The sequence below is a fragment of the Bacteroides sp. ZJ-18 genome (assembly GCF_011038705.2).
Lineage (GTDB): Bacteria > Bacteroidota > Bacteroidia > Bacteroidales > Bacteroidaceae > Bacteroides > Bacteroides hominis.
Genome location: NZ_CP072198.1, coordinates 4032784 through 4050644 on the forward strand (window position 1 = coordinate 4032784; position 17861 = coordinate 4050644).

14 protein-coding genes are annotated in these 17861 nt (G+C 46.5%); 9 read left to right on the forward strand and 5 right to left on the reverse strand.

The genetic code is table 11. From position 1 onward, the window contains the following. Positions 1-77 precede the first annotated feature (77 nt). Positions 78-3455, reverse strand: coding sequence for a transcription-repair coupling factor (gene mfd / locus G7Y45_RS16400; RefSeq protein ID WP_032535783.1), 3378 nt, complete (start codon positions 3453-3455; stop codon positions 78-80). Between the two features lie 192 nt (positions 3456-3647). Between mfd and G7Y45_RS16405 the strand changes: the two genes are divergently transcribed. From G7Y45_RS16405 to G7Y45_RS16420, 4 genes are all read left to right on the forward strand, one after another. After that, positions 3648-4394 (forward strand): polyprenol monophosphomannose synthase, encoded by a 747-nt coding sequence (locus tag G7Y45_RS16405; RefSeq protein ID WP_005780203.1) that lies wholly within the window; start codon positions 3648-3650, stop codon positions 4392-4394. Positions 4395-4402: 8 nt separating this feature from the next. Beyond that, on the forward strand, positions 4403-5782 hold the full coding sequence (locus G7Y45_RS16410) for a dihydroorotase (RefSeq protein WP_101603311.1): 1380 nt from the start codon (positions 4403-4405) through the stop codon (positions 5780-5782). 261 nt (positions 5783-6043) lie between these two features. Beyond that, complete coding sequence (locus G7Y45_RS16415) at positions 6044-7000, forward strand: vitamin B12 dependent-methionine synthase activation domain-containing protein (protein WP_032535781.1); 957 nt, start codon at positions 6044-6046, stop codon at positions 6998-7000. Between the two features lie 55 nt (positions 7001-7055). After that, a complete protein-coding gene (locus tag G7Y45_RS16420) occupies positions 7056-7976 on the forward strand; it encodes a porin family protein (RefSeq protein ID WP_005807371.1) in 921 nt (306 codons plus the stop codon). 89 nt (positions 7977-8065) lie between these two features. Here the strand turns inward: G7Y45_RS16420 and G7Y45_RS16425 are convergent, their stop codons facing one another. The 4 genes from G7Y45_RS16425 to G7Y45_RS16440 all read right to left on the reverse strand — a co-directional run bounded on the left by G7Y45_RS16425 (position 8066) and on the right by G7Y45_RS16440 (position 11733). After that, positions 8066-8956, reverse strand: coding sequence for a porin family protein (locus tag G7Y45_RS16425; protein WP_022012443.1), 891 nt, complete (start codon positions 8954-8956; stop codon positions 8066-8068). A gap of 48 nt (positions 8957-9004) precedes the next feature. Further along, positions 9005-9871: a porin family protein gene (locus G7Y45_RS16430; RefSeq protein WP_005823404.1), complete on the reverse strand. Its 867-nt coding sequence runs from the start codon at positions 9869-9871 to the stop codon at positions 9005-9007. A 26-nt stretch (positions 9872-9897) separates the two neighbouring features. Next, entirely contained in the window at positions 9898-11034 is a 1137-nt protein-coding gene (locus tag G7Y45_RS16435; RefSeq protein ID WP_005807380.1) for a fibronectin type III domain-containing protein, read from the reverse strand. Positions 11035-11325: 291 nt separating this feature from the next. Then, positions 11326-11733 carry a DUF4440 domain-containing protein gene (locus G7Y45_RS16440; protein ID WP_165015803.1) on the reverse strand — a complete coding sequence of 136 codons (408 nt, stop codon included), beginning with the start codon at positions 11731-11733 and terminating at the stop codon, positions 11326-11328. A 185-nt stretch (positions 11734-11918) separates the two neighbouring features. Here G7Y45_RS16440 and G7Y45_RS16445 point away from each other — a divergent pair, with 185 nt between their 5' ends. From G7Y45_RS16445 to G7Y45_RS16465, 5 genes are all read left to right on the forward strand, one after another. Beyond that, entirely contained in the window at positions 11919-12434 is a 516-nt protein-coding gene (locus G7Y45_RS16445; RefSeq protein WP_005780219.1) for an RNA polymerase sigma factor, read from the forward strand. A gap of 3 nt (positions 12435-12437) precedes the next feature. Continuing rightward, positions 12438-13022 carry a hypothetical protein gene (locus G7Y45_RS16450; RefSeq protein ID WP_005807385.1) on the forward strand — a complete coding sequence of 195 codons (585 nt, stop codon included), beginning with the start codon at positions 12438-12440 and terminating at the stop codon, positions 13020-13022. A gap of 109 nt (positions 13023-13131) precedes the next feature. Beyond that, a complete protein-coding gene (locus G7Y45_RS16455; RefSeq protein WP_005823407.1) occupies positions 13132-14298 on the forward strand; it encodes a metallophosphoesterase in 1167 nt (388 codons plus the stop codon). Then, a complete protein-coding gene (locus tag G7Y45_RS16460) occupies positions 14295-16019 on the forward strand; it encodes an ABC transporter ATP-binding protein (RefSeq protein WP_165015800.1) in 1725 nt (574 codons plus the stop codon). The genes G7Y45_RS16455 and G7Y45_RS16460 overlap by 4 nt, the downstream gene beginning before the upstream one ends. Positions 16020-16021: 2 nt before the next feature. Beyond that, the gene (locus tag G7Y45_RS16465) at positions 16022-17788 is read left to right on the forward strand and encodes an ABC transporter ATP-binding protein (protein ID WP_165015797.1); all 1767 of its coding nucleotides are present in this window, start codon (positions 16022-16024) and stop codon (positions 17786-17788) included. Positions 17789-17861: the final 73 nt, after the last annotated feature.

A 17861-nucleotide genomic window follows, 5' to 3' on the forward strand; every position in this document is an offset into this window, starting at 1 on the left:
AGGAGACACAGAAGTTTTGTTGTTTAAAGATAAAATTTATCCTCTGTATATACTCTGTGTCCTCCGAGGTGAACTGTCTATTCTTTTTCTCTCACCGGCAATGCCACTATCTCCTGAAGCACACTGACGGCGGTTTCCACATTCGGAATGTCTTTCACCAACATAGACCGACGTCCGTTCTGCTCCCTCAAATCGCATCGGCGGGTATATTTCATCATATAATCGATCATCTTGCCAAAAGCGGCACTCTGATAATACGGGCTATCCGGATTGCTGACAAAGAACAGAGTCATACGCCCCCCTTTCAGGAATACTTTTTCCACTCCCAAACGTGCAGCCAGACGCCTTAGCGGTACAATACGTAACAATTCCTCCGTTTCGGGAGGAACAGGGCCAAAACGATCCTCCAACCGTAAACGGAAAGCATTTACATCTTTATCAAGAGTCAATCCGTCCAATTCACGATACAGTAACATACGTTCGCTGCTGCCTGTCACATAATTGGCCGGTAACAACAATTCCAGATCGCTTTCCACCTGACACTCTTCTACAAACTCTTCACCACTTATGATGCCTTCCCCCTTTAATTCGTCGGCATAGAGCTCTGCAAATTCATCTGTTTTCAGTTCATGTACAGCCTCGGATAATATTTTCTGGTAAGTTTCATAGCCCAGATCAGCAATAAAACCACTTTGTTCGGCTCCCAACATATTTCCTGCACCACGAATATCCAGATCCTGCATGGCAATATGAATGCCACTCCCCAAATCACTGAAATTCTCAATAGCTTGCAGACGACGTTTAGCTTCAGGCGTCAACGACGATAACGGGGGAGCCAATAAATAACAAAAAGCTTTTTTATTGCTACGTCCTACACGTCCGCGCATCTGATGCAAGTCACTCAGACCAAAGTTCTGAGCCTGATTGATAATAATAGTATTGGCATTCGGTATGTCGATTCCACTCTCAATAATGGTGGTGGCAATCAACACATCATAATCATAATTGACAAAACCGAAGATAATCTGCTCCAATTCCACCGGCTCCATCTGCCCATGCCCGATAGCAATCCGGCAATCCGGAATACGACGGAGAATCATCGCTTTGAGTTCCGGGAGATTGGCTATACGATTATTGACCAGAAAAACCTGCCCATTGCGGCTCATTTCAAAATTAATGGCATCGGCAATCACCTCTTCACTGAACGTATGCACTTCCGTCTGTATCGGATAGCGGTTGGGAGGCGGAGTAGAAATCACACTTAAATCACGTGCTCCCATCAATGAAAACTGCAACGTACGCGGAATCGGAGTTGCCGTCATCGTCAATGTATCCACATTCACTTTCATCTGGCGCAGTTTCTCCTTGACCGACACACCGAATTTCTGCTCTTCATCAATGATCAACAGGCCAAGGTCCTTGAACTTGACATCTTTACCCAGAATACGGTGAGTACCGATCAGAATATTTACATCTCCGGTTTCCAATCCTTTGATAACTGCCTTTGCCTGTGCTGCCGTACGGGCACGACTGAGATATTCTACCCGACAGGGAAGCCCTTTCAGACGGTCACGGAAAGTCTGGAAGTGTTGGTATGCCAATACCGTAGTAGGCACCAGGACGGCTACCTGCTTATTGTCCGCTACAGCTTTAAACGCGGCACGTATGGCCACTTCTGTCTTGCCAAACCCCACATCTCCGCACACCAACCGGTCCATCGGCATATCCCGTTCCATGTCCTGTTTCACATCTGCCGTAGCTTTACTCTGATCGGGGGTATCTTCATAAATGAACGAAGCTTCCAGCTCCCGTTGCAAAAAGCTGTCGGGACTGTATGCAAACCCCTTCTCCTCACGACGTTGTGAGTAAAGTTTAATCAGATCACGGGCTATATCTTTAATCTTTGTCTTGGTACGCTCCTTCAACTTCTCCCAGGCACCGGTGCCCAACTTGTTCAACCGGGGAGCTTCTCCTTCTTTCCCTTTATATTTTGAGACTTTATGCAACGAGTGGATGGAGACAAATACCACATCTTCATTCTGGTAAACCAGTTTCATCACTTCCTGCGTCGTATCTCCGTTAGGAATACGCACCAGACCGGAAAAACGTCCTACTCCATGATCGGTATGCACCACATAATCGCCGGGAGTAAACTGATTCAGTTCTTTCAGTGAAAGAGCAACTTTTCCCGAACGGGCTTTATCACTCTTCAAGTTATATTTATGGAAACGGTCGAATAATTGATGATCCGTAAACAGGCAAAGTTTCAGAGTGTCATCCGCAAACCCCTCATGCAGTGTCCGTTCCACAGCTGTAAACTGAATCCGGTCTCCACGGTCCTCAAAAATAGCCCTGATACGGTCTGTCTGTTTCGTACTGTCACTACAGATATAAAGTGTGTATCCCCGGCTCAGATAATCTTTGAAAGACTCTGCCACCAAATCGAAATTCTTATGGAAGATGGGCTGTGCCGTAGTATGGAAAGTCAACGTGGCATCCGGTGTACCGGTTGGCTTGTTGCCAAACTCCATCCGCCGGAAATCTAAGGCACGGACAGTAAATTCACTACCATCAATCAGTTTGCCTTCCAGAGTGATGCCTCCGTTCTCTTCCGCCTCTTGTGCAGCAAGAGCCTGTGGTGTAAGCGATTCATCGTGAACAGCCTGAATGCGTTCCCGCAACCAGAGAAAATCACGCATTGCCAGAGTCGTGTCTTTCGGAATAAAGTCAAGGAAAGAAGTAGTAACTTTTCCGGTTACGGCAAGGTCGGGTACAATGACAATGCTTTCCTTTTTCTCTTTCGATAGCTGTGACTCTACCTCAAAAGTACGGATACTCTCCACATCATCACCAAAAAAATCGATACGATAGGGATACTCGGACGAAAAAGAAAATACGTCAATAATACTGCCGCGAACAGCATACTGTCCCGGTTCATACACATAGTCGACATACTCAAACCCGTAACTATGTAATACATCCGTGATAAAACCGGTGTCCACCTTCTCGCCCACATGTAACTTCAATGTGTTTTCACTCAATTCCTGGCGCGAGACTACCTTTTCGGCCAACGCATCCGGATAAGTGACGATGCACAACCCTTGCTCACCTTTCTGAAGCCGGCTGAGTACCTCGGTACGCAATATCTCGTTGGCCGCATCTTTTTGTCCATACTTCACCGAACGGCGAAACGAAGAAGGAAAAAACAAAATCTGCTCCGTACCCAATACCTGAGTAAGATCATGATAAAAATAACCGGCTTCTTCCAGATCACCCAATATGAAAACAAACGGGCAAGGACTCTTCTCTACCAGTGCCGAAGCGAATAAGGAAGCAGCGGAAGCATACAGGCCACCGCAATAGATATGTCTGACTGCGGGCTCCCCCAACAGTTTGTTCAAGGCTTCCACATTCGGATGCCCGGCATATTGATGTTGCAGTTCAGTAATCGTCATAAATAGCATTTTAGTCCATCACAAACGCACCAACTCACACAGATCGCTCAAAATCAATTTCCAATCTGTGTGAATCCATGTAACCCGTGATGCAAATTCACCGCAAAAGTACTAAATTATCCTTAGTTTTAATGCGCTATCTTTGGTTAGTAGCGGAAAAGCGTTACATTTGTCTTCAAATTTAGACACAATATGCAGACATCGGACAGCATCGTAATCATCCCTACCTACAACGAACGGGAAAACATAGAGAACATTATCCGTGCCGTTTTCGGACTGGAAAAGATTTTTCATATTCTTATCATAGAAGATGGCTCTCCGGATGGAACCGCCACCATCGTAAAAACCTTGCAGCAAGAGTTCCCCGACCGTCTCTTTATGATAGAACGCAAAGGAAAACTGGGATTGGGAACAGCATATATCACTGGGTTCAAGTGGGCACTGGAACATTCATACGAATACATTTTTGAGATGGACGCCGATTTCAGCCACAACCCCAATGACTTGCCACGGCTCTACGATGCTTGTGCCAACCAAGGAGGAGATGTAGCCATCGGTTCCCGCTACGTAAGCGGAGTGAACGTAGTGAATTGGCCGATGGGACGCGTCCTCATGTCTTATTTTGCATCTAAATATGTTCGCATCGTTACCGGACTACCGATACATGACACTACTGCCGGTTTTAAGTGTTATCGTCGTCAGGTACTCGAAACCATCGATCTTGACCACATCCGTTTCAAGGGTTACGCTTTTCAGATAGAAATGAAATTCACCGCTTACAAATGCGGGTTCAAGATTATCGAAGTACCGGTGATCTTCATTAACCGTGAACTGGGCACATCAAAAATGAATAGCAGTATTTTCGGAGAAGCGGTATTTGGAGTTATCAAACTGAAAGTAAACAGCTGGTTCCACAAATTTCCGCAGAAAACAAAATGAATTAAGATATGAAAAGAACATTAATACAAAACGCCATCATAGTAAACGAAGGACGCTCCGCACGCGGTTCGGTAGTCATCGAAGGTGAAAAAATAGCCGAGATACTGGAGAAAGGACAGAAACCGGCCACTCCCTGTGAAGAGACAATCCATGCCAACGGATGCTATCTGCTTCCGGGTGTCATCGACGATCATGTGCATTTTCGCGATCCGGGCCTAACCCATAAGGCCGACATATCTACCGAAAGCCGGGCTGCAGCAGCAGGAGGGGTAACCTCTATTATGGACATGCCCAATACCAATCCGCAAACCACCACACTGGACGCACTCAATGCCAAGTTCGATTTGCTTGCCGAGAAATGCAGTGTCAACTATTCATGCTATTTCGGAGCAACAAACAATAACTATACCGAGTTTGACAAACTGGATAAAAGCCGTGTATGCGGAATCAAGCTCTTTATGGGATCAAGTACAGGCAATATGCTGGTAGACAAGATGAACAGCTTGCTGAACATCTTCAATGGAACCGATTTGCTGATTGCCGCCCACTGTGAGAATCATGAAACAATTAAAAAGAATACGGAAAAATACGTAAGAGAATATATTGAAAAATATCCTTATCAGTACTACCATGTTCACCACGAAACCCTTCCGATGGGTTACCATGCAAAGATACGTTCGATAGCAGCCTGCTACGAGTCGTCCGAACTGGCTGTACGCCTGGCACGCATTGCAGACGCTCGTCTGCATATCCTGCATATCTCCACAGCCAAAGAGCTTTCTCTTTTTGATAATGATATTCCATTGGAAGAAAAAAGGATTACGGCAGAAGCTTGTGTTTCGCACCTGTTATTCGACTCTTCGGATTATGCGGAATTAGGTACACGTATCAAATGTAACCCTTCCATCAAAGCTAAAACCAACCGGGATGCACTTCGTCAGGCTGTCAACTCCAACCTGATAGACGTGATTGCCACCGATCATGCACCACACCTGCTCAGTGAAAAAGAAGGAGGCCCGTTAAAGGCAATGTCAGGCATGCCTATGATCCAGTTCTCTCTGATCAGTATGCTTGAACTGGTGAACGAAGGTATCTTCACGATTGAAAAAGTCGTTGAGAAAATGTGCCATGCACCCGCCCAGATATATAATATCCATAACCGCGGTTTCATTCGTCCCGGTTATCAGGCAGACCTGGTACTGGTTCGGCCGGACGCATTATGGACGGTAAGTGCAGAACAAATCTTAAGCAAATGTGGATGGAGTCCGCTCGAAGGACGTACCTTTGACTGGAAAGTAGAAAAGACATTTGCCAACGGACACCTATTGTATACTGACGGACAGGTAGATGAAGCTTATCGCGGACAAGAAATCTATTTTAAACGATGAACAATTTCTGAACGATCAACCATCTAAATGATAAACAAGGAGAAGGGGGTAAACCGGGAACGATAAATGCAGAAGAATGGGAAATATATTGAAAGATAAAAGCAGGACCTTCGCGATACGAATGGTAAACCTACATAAGTCTCTGAATGAAAGAATTGTTATTTAAAACCGAATATTTATCTGAAACTAAATATTCAAGCATGTTTGCCAACGCAAACGGATCAATGAAACTTATTATCACCAGCATTAAAACAGTCAAATATGGAAAAGCATAACCCGTCATCATCCCCCGTCCATCGTTCAGAAACCGTTGATCGCTCAGCGTTTGAAAACCGTCTATCGTTCAGTGTTCATGATTTATCCCCCTACATCAACTGGATTTATTTTTTTCACGCCTGGGGGTTTCAGCCGCGTTATGCCGCCATAGCCAATATCCACGGATGTGACTCCTGTCGTGCTTCCTGGCTGACAACCTTTCCGGAAGAAGAACGGGGCAAAGCTTCCGAAGCCATGCAACTCTATAAAGAAGCCAACCGGATGCTGGACGAATTGGACAGGGACTTTGAAGTGAAAAGCGTTTTTAAACTTTGCCCGGCCAATGCCGACGGAGACAACCTGATTATCGACGGTATCACTTTCCCGCTGCTCCGGCAGCAAGTCAAGAAAAAAGAGAACGAACCTTTCTTATGCCTCAGCGACTTTGTACGCCCTCTGTCTTCGGGAATCACTGATACAGTAGGAGTTTTTGCCTCTTCCATTGATGCGGATATGGAGGGACTTTACGAACAAGACCCTTATAAACATCTTCTGGTACAAACACTCTCCGACCGTCTGGCCGAAGCTGCCACCGAAAAGATGCACGAATATGTCCGCAAAGAAGTATGGGGGTATGCAAAAGACGAAAATCTCTCTATTCCCGATCTTCTTGTCGAAAAATACCAGGGTATCCGCCCTGCTGTAGGCTACCCATCTTTACCCGATCAGTCTGTAAACTTTATTCTCGACGAAATTCTTGATATGAAACAGATCGGTATCCGCCTGACAGAGAACGGAGCTATGTATCCTCACGCTTCAGTATGCGGATTAATGTTTGCACATCCGGCTTCTCACTATTTCTCGGTGGGGAAGATCGGTGAAGACCAATTGGCGGATTATGCCGCGCGAAGAGGAAAAAGCGTTGGAGAGATGCGTAAATTTCTGGCAGCAAACTTGCAGTAAATCTTTTCTTTCGATATATTTGTAACTGATCCTATACTTTAAAATAGAAAAAGTTATGAAAAAGGTTCTTATTCTGTTATTATGGTTACTTCCCTCCTGTAGCGTAGTGATCCTTGCACAGACTCAGCGGATAGCGGGTACTGTTGTAGTTGGTGACGGCCAACCCGCCGTCGGTGCCGCCATTGTTGTCAAAGGCACTAATATTGGTGCCGTAACCAACGTGGATGGCAAGTTTATAATAGCAGAAGCACCTGCTTCAGCACAGCAGCTTGTTGTCTATCACGTAGGCATGGAACGCAAAGAGGTAGCCGTAGCTCCCAACGTCTATATTCAGCTCCAGCCCGTAGAGAAAGGTTTTTCATGGAATGTGAAAGCCGGAGTCAGCCTGTTCAGTTTCCGCCGCCCGGACGGCTTGGACGAACGCACCGGATTCAGTGCCGGTGTCGGTGCGGAATATAATTTCAGCAGGCATTGGGCTATCCAATCGGGACTGATGGTCACCAGCAAAGGAGCAACTGCCGAGTACGACGGGTATTCTCCGCTGTCCTCGTCTACCGAACCTATCTCTTATAAAGCCAAAATAGCTCCTATTTATCTGGACATCCCTATTCTGGCAGCTTTTAAGATGGATGTGTCAAACCATGTTAAGTTTGTAATCAATATCGGACCTTATTTAGCCGTAGGCATGGGTGGAAAGTATGAACTGACAAACAAAGGCGGCCATAAAGGTGAGTCGCATAACCCTTTCAAATCCTACTCTTCCTTAGCTGAAGCGAAAAATAAAGATGCCTTGTTGAAACGTTTCGACATCGGGGTTCAGGGAGGCATCGGTTTTGAAATATGGAAACATTACCTGGTCAATGCCTCTTTCCAGCACGGATTCATGGAGCCGGTTAAAGGAGGAACACTGTACGCAGGCGATACCGAGAAACATTACCCGATCGGAGGGATTCTGACAGTAGGATACAGATTTTAAATACAATACGTTATCACCACAGATTTCACAGATTATCACAGATCATAATTGCCAATAATCTGTGAAAATCCGTGTAATCTGTGGTGAACTTAGAAACGATATCCTATTTCAAAAGCGACATCCAGAAAACCTTCCGAGTGATTCCATGAAGTACACCCCACTCTTCCGGTTCCTCCTATCAGGAAGTGCCCGTATTCCACTCCGATTCCATAGGCAAATCCTCCGGTAAACCGTTTGCCGAACAATGACTGGCTTTCAGTAACATATTCCACTCTATTATAATTTCCACTACTATCATAAGAACGCTTGCGAAATTCTTTCTTAACGTCTCCACTGATCCCCAAGTCAATATAAGGACCGAAACTGAATACCAGATTCAGATCATTTCCTATTCTATACTTCAGTGCAAACAGTAAAGGAATCTCCAGATAGAATGGATTGTAAGTACCACTCACCTGATCATAAGAAACGGATGAAGAGCCATCACCGTTATTTTCCGTATAATAATCATAGAAATCATGCCCTTTCATTTTACGGGAAACCAACAAAAGCGAGGGTTGGAAAGCCCAGTGTTTCGACATCCGGATATCGGCCCCTACCCCTCCATAGATACTAAGACCGTCTTTCAGTTTCGATTCGGGTCCTTGCATAAACTTACCTGCTCCAATTCCAGCCTTCACGATCAACGAGAAGCGTTGCATCACTTGTGTACGCATTTGTATACGCATCGGGAGATCTACATATCCGCTGCGTTTACCTTTTGTCACCTGTAGTGAGTCGAAATAGACAGGTACTTCCTCCAGTACAAAAACTCCATTTTTATCGGTGACAGCCTGTTGGTTCGTACGTTTCAAGGTAACTACCGCCCCGTCTACCGGATAGTAATCTTCATCCACGATCTTCTCTACCACTTTTTGTTTTTGGGCCATAACGTCTGTCAGTGCCAGGCAGACCAATGCCAATGCTATATATCTTTTCATATCTTTTTATTTTTTACATTCAACATCCGATTATTCATATCCGCTTGATCAGAAACGGTAAGTAAGTCCCAAAGTAAGTGCCAGGTTATGTTCTTTCGCTTCAAAACCTTCATCATCCTGTCCCAAACACATACTCTTTCCAGAAACACCTACCAACCACTTCTTGTATTCCACACCTATGCCATAGGCAACACCAAAGCTGAAAGGATGTAACAAAGAATGTTTCCCGCCATAATAATCATATTCATACTCTTTGCTATAAATGTCATACTCTTCATCGGGTTTACCTGTTTCCGTAGCTTTTACTTTTCCTGCAAAGCCATACGAAAACACAGGTCCCACAGAAAAGGTCAGATTCATTTTACGGGCTACCGGATAACGAAGAATGAACAACATCGGCAAATCCAATGAAACCGGATTCCAAGTTTCCTGATATTTCACACCGTTTCTTTCGGCATTGAACTCTGCTCCACGGTTACAAATTTGCAGAGTAGGCTGGAAAGCCCATCGTTTTGACATGCGTACTTCGATACCTAAACCAAACTCATATCCCACCTTAAAATCGGAACCATATGTAGTGTACTTACTCATGCTGATCCCGGCATGTGCCACAAACGAAAGCTTCTTACGCTTTCCGGTGAGCTGTACCGGTACATTCAGGTCCACTTCCCGGGTCTCCATACCGATGGAAGTAACAATCACCTTTTTGACCGAAAGAGGAACTTCCTGCAAGAAGAACTTACCGTCGACATCGGTTATTGTGCTGATATTGGTCCCTTTGGCTGTGACTAATGCCCCCACAATGGGTTGCTGCTTTCTGTCAAATACTACTCCTTTTACATCGTGTGTCTGTACCTGGGCCATCACGGTGATTGCACAAATACAGGCAATCACTCCTATTATTATTCTTTTCATTTGTTTTCGTTCTTTAAATCTATATTTTATTCTGCAGGGATCTCAATGGTCCGGTAATTACTGTAACTAATCCCTACTCCATTTTTCGCATAAACACGGAAAGCATAAAGCGTCCCGGGACGCAATCCGGTAACGATTTCATCAAACGTCTGTCTATAATCATCAGTAAAAGGTACTTCTATCATCTGTTCATTCGTCACCACTCCCGTTTCCTGTGAATAAACGCCATAACTATAACCATAATTTGTAATAAGGAAATCATTTGTATAGAAAGAAGCATACAACTCTACCGCCGTACCATTATATTGATACAACGAAAAATTATTGATAACCGGCTCTGTACCCCGTTCGGTCGTGAACTCAGCCACCGGCCCATAGCCTGTCCCCTCCTCAGTAGTCACATAGGGGCGTATATAATAGTGGGTAGCAGGTAGCAGGTCCATCACCTCCACCTCAAAATTAGAGTAATTATACATCCGCGTTCCCCGTGCCAATGCCTTCTGATCGGTAATTTCCGGCAATTCTTTGACTGAACTATAACAAGCACCTTGCTCTATAATTCCGGCATCGGTTTTAAAACGTACTTCCGCAGATAAATAATAACTGTATCCTGTGAACTGGGTATCGTGTACAATCAGTTTTGGCAGACCAGAAAGGCGGAATGCTTTTACTTCACTAAAACGTTCTTTGTTTGAATTTTCGCCCAATACATGATCCAGCAACCCCGGGCGTCCGCTATAGCCATACTGATAATCGTTCATTGCACAATAATAAGTTTCGCCCAAAGTCAGCATATCCGGATCCAGAAAAGCATAAAAGGTATTTCCTGTATTATGACGGATATAGGCTTCCATAATCACTTCCTTCATTTCTTTATCTTTAGCAATCAGAAACCTGGGATAGTAATAATGACCTGCTTCCCCACCTGTCACTTTTCCTATCATGACAGCGTCTGCCCGATACAGTTCTTCTGTATTCACTCCCATAATATCAGATAGCAGATTTACGGAATCTTGTGAAAGCGTAGCCATATCACAAATGCGCTCCAGCGTCAATGTTGTCTTGGAAGTTTCCATGGCTCCCCAATAATCCCCCTTATTGTCACAGGAGGTGGCCAGCAATGCCATCAGGCAGAGCAAGCCCAGTAATCTTCTCTTGTTCATCTTTGTCTATTTATAGTGTTAATTGCCGGCAAAGTTACAATATTTATTATAAATATAACAAAAGAAAACAGTTTGATTCCAAACAAATCCGAAGTACCTCTGTCCTCTCTTCCAGTGACATACAAGAAGACGTGACAAAGCCACATATCCGAAAGAAGCATTACAAAGATACAGAGACAAACTGTTGTGAAGAAAGCATGATTCAGGTATGGATGGGATATTATGGAACGCAATATCCCAGCATCCTCCTGTAGGGAAAAGATCCGGCCATTCCCATTCTGTCCGCCATTATCAGGCAGGACAAAAAGACCAATGGGTATGTATGATTTTCCACTGTTCAGACGAATCCAGTTTATATACTTCCGTACAATGCATCCTGAATGTCCGGTCATCTCTATAAGCTTCATAATCATATGCCAGAACAGCGACATCGGATGACAGCAATACAGTGGGTTCTATCATATTATACCTGTCGATCTCGACTTTTCCCCGAATGCTGTTATAATACTCTTCCAGAGCCTTTTTACCTTCCAGTTTGTTCTTGAAAGCGGGGTCGATATAGACAACATCATCAGATGACAGTTCTATAAACCCATCCGGGTTTCCACGATTCCATAACTTCAGAGCTTGTTCTTCCAAAGATAAAATAAAGGCCTTCAGGTCCTCGCTATTTGAAGCCATACTTGTACATCCAGTCATAAAAATACGGATTTATTTAAAACGTTTCATACTTGACAAACTCCGTCACCCACAGATTCTTATCGTTTCCAAATATAATAAATATCCGGAAATAGTCCAAATTCCCACTAATTTCCGCTTTTATTTTGTGATTATTTCCTTTCCTTTGCGACTAACCATACAAAAGTAATCCCGAAAAGAAGACAATGAACCCCACCAGTCCGCCGCAAGCCAACGAACCCGTAGAACAAGAGTTCCTCTCCGTAGTCAGGGAGTACGAGCGGGTGATTTACAAGGTGTGCTATCTTTATACCACCCAGCACGCCACGCTCGGCGATCTTTATCAGGAAGTGATTCTCAATCTGTGGAAGGCTTACCCCAGATTCCGGAAAGAGTGCAAAGTCTCGACCTGGATTTACCGGATCGCACTGAACACTTGCATCAGCTTTATCCGCAAAGAGAAAAACATTCCGGAAATCGTGGCACTCACCCGCGAAGCCGACTGGCTGACGGAAGAAAAAGACGAACTGACGGAAATGCTCCGGCAACTGTACCGGATGATCAATCAACTGGGACAACTGGATAAGTCGATCATATTGCTTTATCTGGAAGAGAAAAGTTACGAGGAAATCTCGGAAATCACCGGACTGACAGTGACCAATGTAGCAACCAAGCTGAGCCGGATTAAAGACAAACTAAAAAAGATGAAAAAGGAGGAATAAGATATGGAACTGGATGATCTGAAGAAATCGTGGAACGCACTGGATGAACACCTCAAAGGCAAGGAGTTCATCAAGGAAGAAGAAATGAAACAATTGTTGGGACGCGCCCGGAACAACATTAACAGCATAGAACGGTTCAACAGAAAGCTGCGTTTTGCCGCAATCGGCATACTGGCATTGGCAGTGATCTTCTGGATATGTGATGATGCACTTACGGACTTTTATTATTGGATCGCCCTCTTCCTGTGCATCCCGGCCCTTTGCTGGGATTTGTATTCCGCCCATTACCTGGGGCGGACCCGGATAGATGAAATGCCTCTGGTCACAGTAATCTCCCGTATCAACCGATATCACAGATGGATGGTTCGCGAATGGATCATAGGCATACTCTACCTGCTTGTGATGGCTACCTTTTTCTCTTTCTACAAACAGGTCTGGCAATACGGTGCTGCAGGAATCATCAGCAGTCTGATCGTGTGGGCCGTCGGACTTGGAATCTGCCTGTGGGTGTATCGCCGGAACCTCAGACATATAAAAGAAATAAAGAAGAACCTAAACGAGTTAAAAGAATTAAATCATACAGCTTAACTTAAACCGTACTTTACAAATTCTCTCTAACTTTGAAGAGGCGTTCGCAAGTCCCCCCGAGACATACCCTACGCCTCTTTTTATTTATTCAACCCATAGCTAAGAAAATATGCTGCAACGAGTTTTAGGCTTTCTGATCGTAATCCTTGTATTGCCGGACATTTACATTTACCGGACATTTATCAAACAAATGACTCTAAGTCTTTTTTGGCGAATCCTTTACTTCTTCCCCACTCTTTTCCTGATGGCGGGAGTAGTATCGTTAGCTTTCTTTGCCAACTATGAATACGCCGAACAACATACGTTATGGATAGGACGCTTCGCCGTTGTCTTCTTCTTGTTTGCCTCTCCGAAACTGCTCTTTACGATCTGTTCCATCATCGGACGCCCGTTCAACCGATGGCTGCACTGGCCCCGGACTCCTTTTATAGCAACCGGACTGGTACTGGCCGTGCTCAACGCAGTCCTGATACTTTATGGTTCGATGGTGGGCAAAGACCGTTTTGAAGTAAAGGAGGTCACCTTCCGTTCTTCCCGCTTGCCCGAAGCTTTCAACGGATACCGCATTGTCCAGTTGTCGGACATACACATCGGGAGCTGGCAAGGAAATGCCAAGAGCCTGCAACAGATGGTGGACCTGGTTAACGCGCAAAAGCCGGACTTGATCGTATTCACCGGTGACCTGATAAACAACCGGGCCATAGAATTGGACGGATTTGAAGAGATACTCTCGCAACTACATGCCCGGGACGGCGTATACTCCATCCTGGGAAACCATGACTACGGCCCCTACTATCGATGGAAAAGTAAACGCGACCAGGTAAACAACCTGAACGACCTGAAGAAACGGCAAGCCGACATGGGCTGGGTATTACTGAACAACGAGCACACTCTACTGCACCGCGGAAACGACAGCATCGCCCTGATCGGGGTAGAAAACGAAGGAGAACCTCCTTTCTCACAGCACGGTGACTTGCCCAAGGCACAGGCAGGAACAAACGGCCTGTTCAAGCTGTTATTAAGTCATAATCCTACACACTGGAGACGTGAAGTGTTGCCCGAATCGGACATCGACCTGATGCTGGCGGGACACACGCATGCCATGCAGCTGGCCATCGGACATCATTCACCTGCTTCCTGGATCTATCCGGAATGGGGAGGCATGTACAAAGAAGGCAACCGGGGACTATACGTAAACGTAGGGATGGGATTCGTCGGACTGCCTTTCCGTTTCGGGGCATGGCCGGAGATTACCGTGATTACACTGGATAAATGAAAAAATACTGGCAAATACTGAAAGGCTACAAAGCAAGTCTGCTGGCATGTCCGCTACTGGTACTCGTGTCTGTAATGTGCGAAACCATTCAGCCGATGTACATGGCGGATATTATAGACAACGGAGTGATGCAGCGGGATCTCTCCGTCATTACTGCCGTAGGCGGAAAGATGGTACTTATCTCCATTGTCGGACTGATATTCAGTATTGCCAATGTATATGTCTCTTCGCAAGCCTCCATCGGTTTCGGAACCGATCTGCGCACCAAGCTGTTCGGCAAGATACAACAACTCTCTTTTTTCGATATAGACCGGTTCAGTACGGCTTCACTGATCACCCGGCTGACAAGTGACATCAGCCGCATTCAGCAAGTTATCCAGGTATCGATGCGTCTGATGCTGCGCTCTCCGCTGATGCTCGTCATGGCAGTGTTCTTCGTGGTACGTATCAACCCGGAACTGGCAGGCGTCCTGCTGGCTGCCATCCCGGTGTTGGGTTTCAGTGTATTCTTCATCCTGCGGAAAGGGTTCCCCTTCTTCTTGAAAGTGCAACAGAAAGTAGACCAACTGAACGAGGTGGTACGCGAAAACCTGATCAACATCCGGGTAGTGAAATCATTTGTGCGGGAGGACTTCGAAGCACGCAAGTTCAAGGACAAGAGCAAAAGCCTGCGCGACACGGTGATTCACGCTTCCAACATCATTGTCGCCATCTTTCCGGTGATGCAACTGGTGATGAACCTGTCGATCATCGCTATCCTTTGGATGGGTGGGCAGAAGGTGATGGCAGGAGAGTTGAAAGTGGGCGAACTGATATCATTTGTCAACTATCTGGCACAAGTGCTGATGTCGTTGATGATGCTGTCCATGATTATCATGACTTATGCCCGTGCCTCAGCCTCATCGAAACGTATCCTGGAGGTATTGGATACACAGCCTTCACTGACCGATACGCCCGAAGGAATGCGTAGCACCCGGCAGATCGAAAAGGGAGAGATTCGCTTTGAGAAGGTCAGCTTCCGTTATGGCGGAGGCGAGACGGATGTGCTGCGGAACATAAGTTTCCACGTTCGTCCGGGCGAGACAGTGGCTGTGGCAGGTGCTACCGGATCGGCTAAAAGTTCGCTCGTACAACTGATCCCCCGCCTGTATGATGTCAGTTCCGGTGAAATACGGATTGACGGCATCCCCGTACAAGACTACAACCTGCACGAACTTCATGCCCGCATCGGCATGGTGTTGCAGAAAAACGAGCTCTTTACGGGAACCATTGCAGAAAACCTGCGGTGGGGAAAACCCGATGCCACACAGAAAGAACTTGAAGAGGCCGCACGTGCCGCCGAAGCCCATGAGTTCATCCGCTCGCTGCCTGCCGGATATGACACGCAGTTAGGACGGGGCGGAGTAAACCTTTCCGGCGGACAGAAGCAACGCATCTGCATCGCCAGGGCTTTGCTGCGTAAACCCAAGATATTGATACTGGATGACAGCACCAGTGCCGTAGACTCTGAAACAGAACTCCGCATCCGGAACAACCTGAATGCATGGCTGCACGATACCACGGTGCTTATCATCACGCAACGCATATATACCATGCAATCGGCCAACCGGGTCATTCTGCTGGACGACGGAGAGGTAGAATCCATCGGAACACCGGAAGAATTGCTGGAACGCTCGGAGATGTACCGGGAAATCTATCACTCACAACAAATCGTTATCTGACCATGGCACACGGAGATCATCTGAAATACAGCGGAAAGCCTAAGGCGGGAAAGAAAACTTTCCTCCGCCTGGTATCGTACGTGGCCTGCGACCGACGGTTGCTGATCGTAATCGGTGTACTGATCGTTGTGAGCATCGCAGCCAATCTCACCGGATCGTACATGCTCCGACCGATTATCAATAACTACATCCTGCCGGGAGACTTCCACGGATTGGTACGCATCCTGCTGATACTGGCAGGCATTTACCTGACAGGGGTAGCGGCTACTTACATCGAATATATTCTGCTGAATAAGATCGGGCAACGCACCGTAACCCGGATGCGCGAAGAACTGTTCGGAAAGATGGAACGCTTGCCTGTCAAATACTTCGATACCCATCAGCACGGAGATGTCATGAGCCGGTACACCAATGATATAGACCGTATCAGCGACGCACTGACCGACAGCCTGTCCGACATGTTGTCGAGCGCACTGACAGTTGCGGGCATTTTCTGTCTGATGCTCTTCATCAGTCCGATACTGACAGCAGTAACACTGATTACTGTCCCCCTGATGTTCCTCAGCGCCAAAGGAATCGTAAAACGAAGCCGGAAATACTTCAAAGCACAACAGGAGTCATTGGGGATGATGAACGGCTATGTGGAAGAAATGATCAGCGGACAGAAAGTGGTGAAGGTCTTCGGACACGAACAAAAAGTGGAAACGGACTTCGGGATACTGAACCAAAGCCTGAAGGAGAAATCGCTGAAGGCACAATTCTACTCGGGTCTGATGATGCCGGTCATGCAAAACCTGAATACGCTGAACTATGTGATCATCACCATCGTGGGAGCCTTACTGGCCATCTTCCGCGGGTTCGACGTGGGCGGACTGGCGGCTTTCCTGCAATATTCCCGGCAATTCGGACGCCCCATCAATGAACTGGCGAGCCTCTACAACAGCATACAGGCAGCCATTGCCGGAGCCGAACGCATCTTCGAGATCATAGACGAAGCACCGGAGCAGGAGGATGCGCCGGATGCCATCACACTCGAAAAAACAAAAGGAGATGTAGCCTTGAAGAATGTATATTTCGGCTACCGTCCGGAAAAAACCATCCTGAAAGGAGTATCCCTGCATGCGGCCGCCGGAAAGAAGATAGCTTTGGTGGGCGCTACCGGAGCAGGAAAGACAACCATACTGAACCTGCTGCCGCGCTTCTTTGACATTCAGTCCGGAGAGATCACCGTCGACAATCATCCCATCGACCGTATCAGGCGTGACAGCCTTCGCCGATCGATGGCCATCGTACTGCAGGATACACATCTTTTCACGGGTACGGTACGGGAGAACATCCGTTTCGGCCGCCTCAACGCGACCGATGAAGAGGTAGTGGCGGCTGCACGGCTGACAGCGGCCCATTCATTCATCAAACGTTTGCCACAGGGCTACGACACGCTACTCGAAAATGACGGGGCAAACCTGAGTCAGGGACAACGGCAGCTACTGAACATCGCCCGCGCGGCAGTGGCCGATCCGGCCATCCTGCTGCTGGACGAGGCAACAAGCAACATCGATACACGCAGTGAAATACTGATTCAAAAAGGACTGGACCAATTGATGCAAGGACGCACCAGCCTGATTATTGCTCACCGCCTGTCTACCATCCGCAATGCTGATACGATTCTGGTGCTGGAACATGGGGAGATTATCGAGCAAGGCAGCCATCAGGAGTTACTCGCACTGAAAGGAAAATACTACTCGCTGAACGAAGAGCAGTTCAAGTAAAGTATCCGCCACAAAGGAGGATATGGAGGAGAACCGGGTTCGATATCCGGGACAGGGGAAATATCATAAAGAA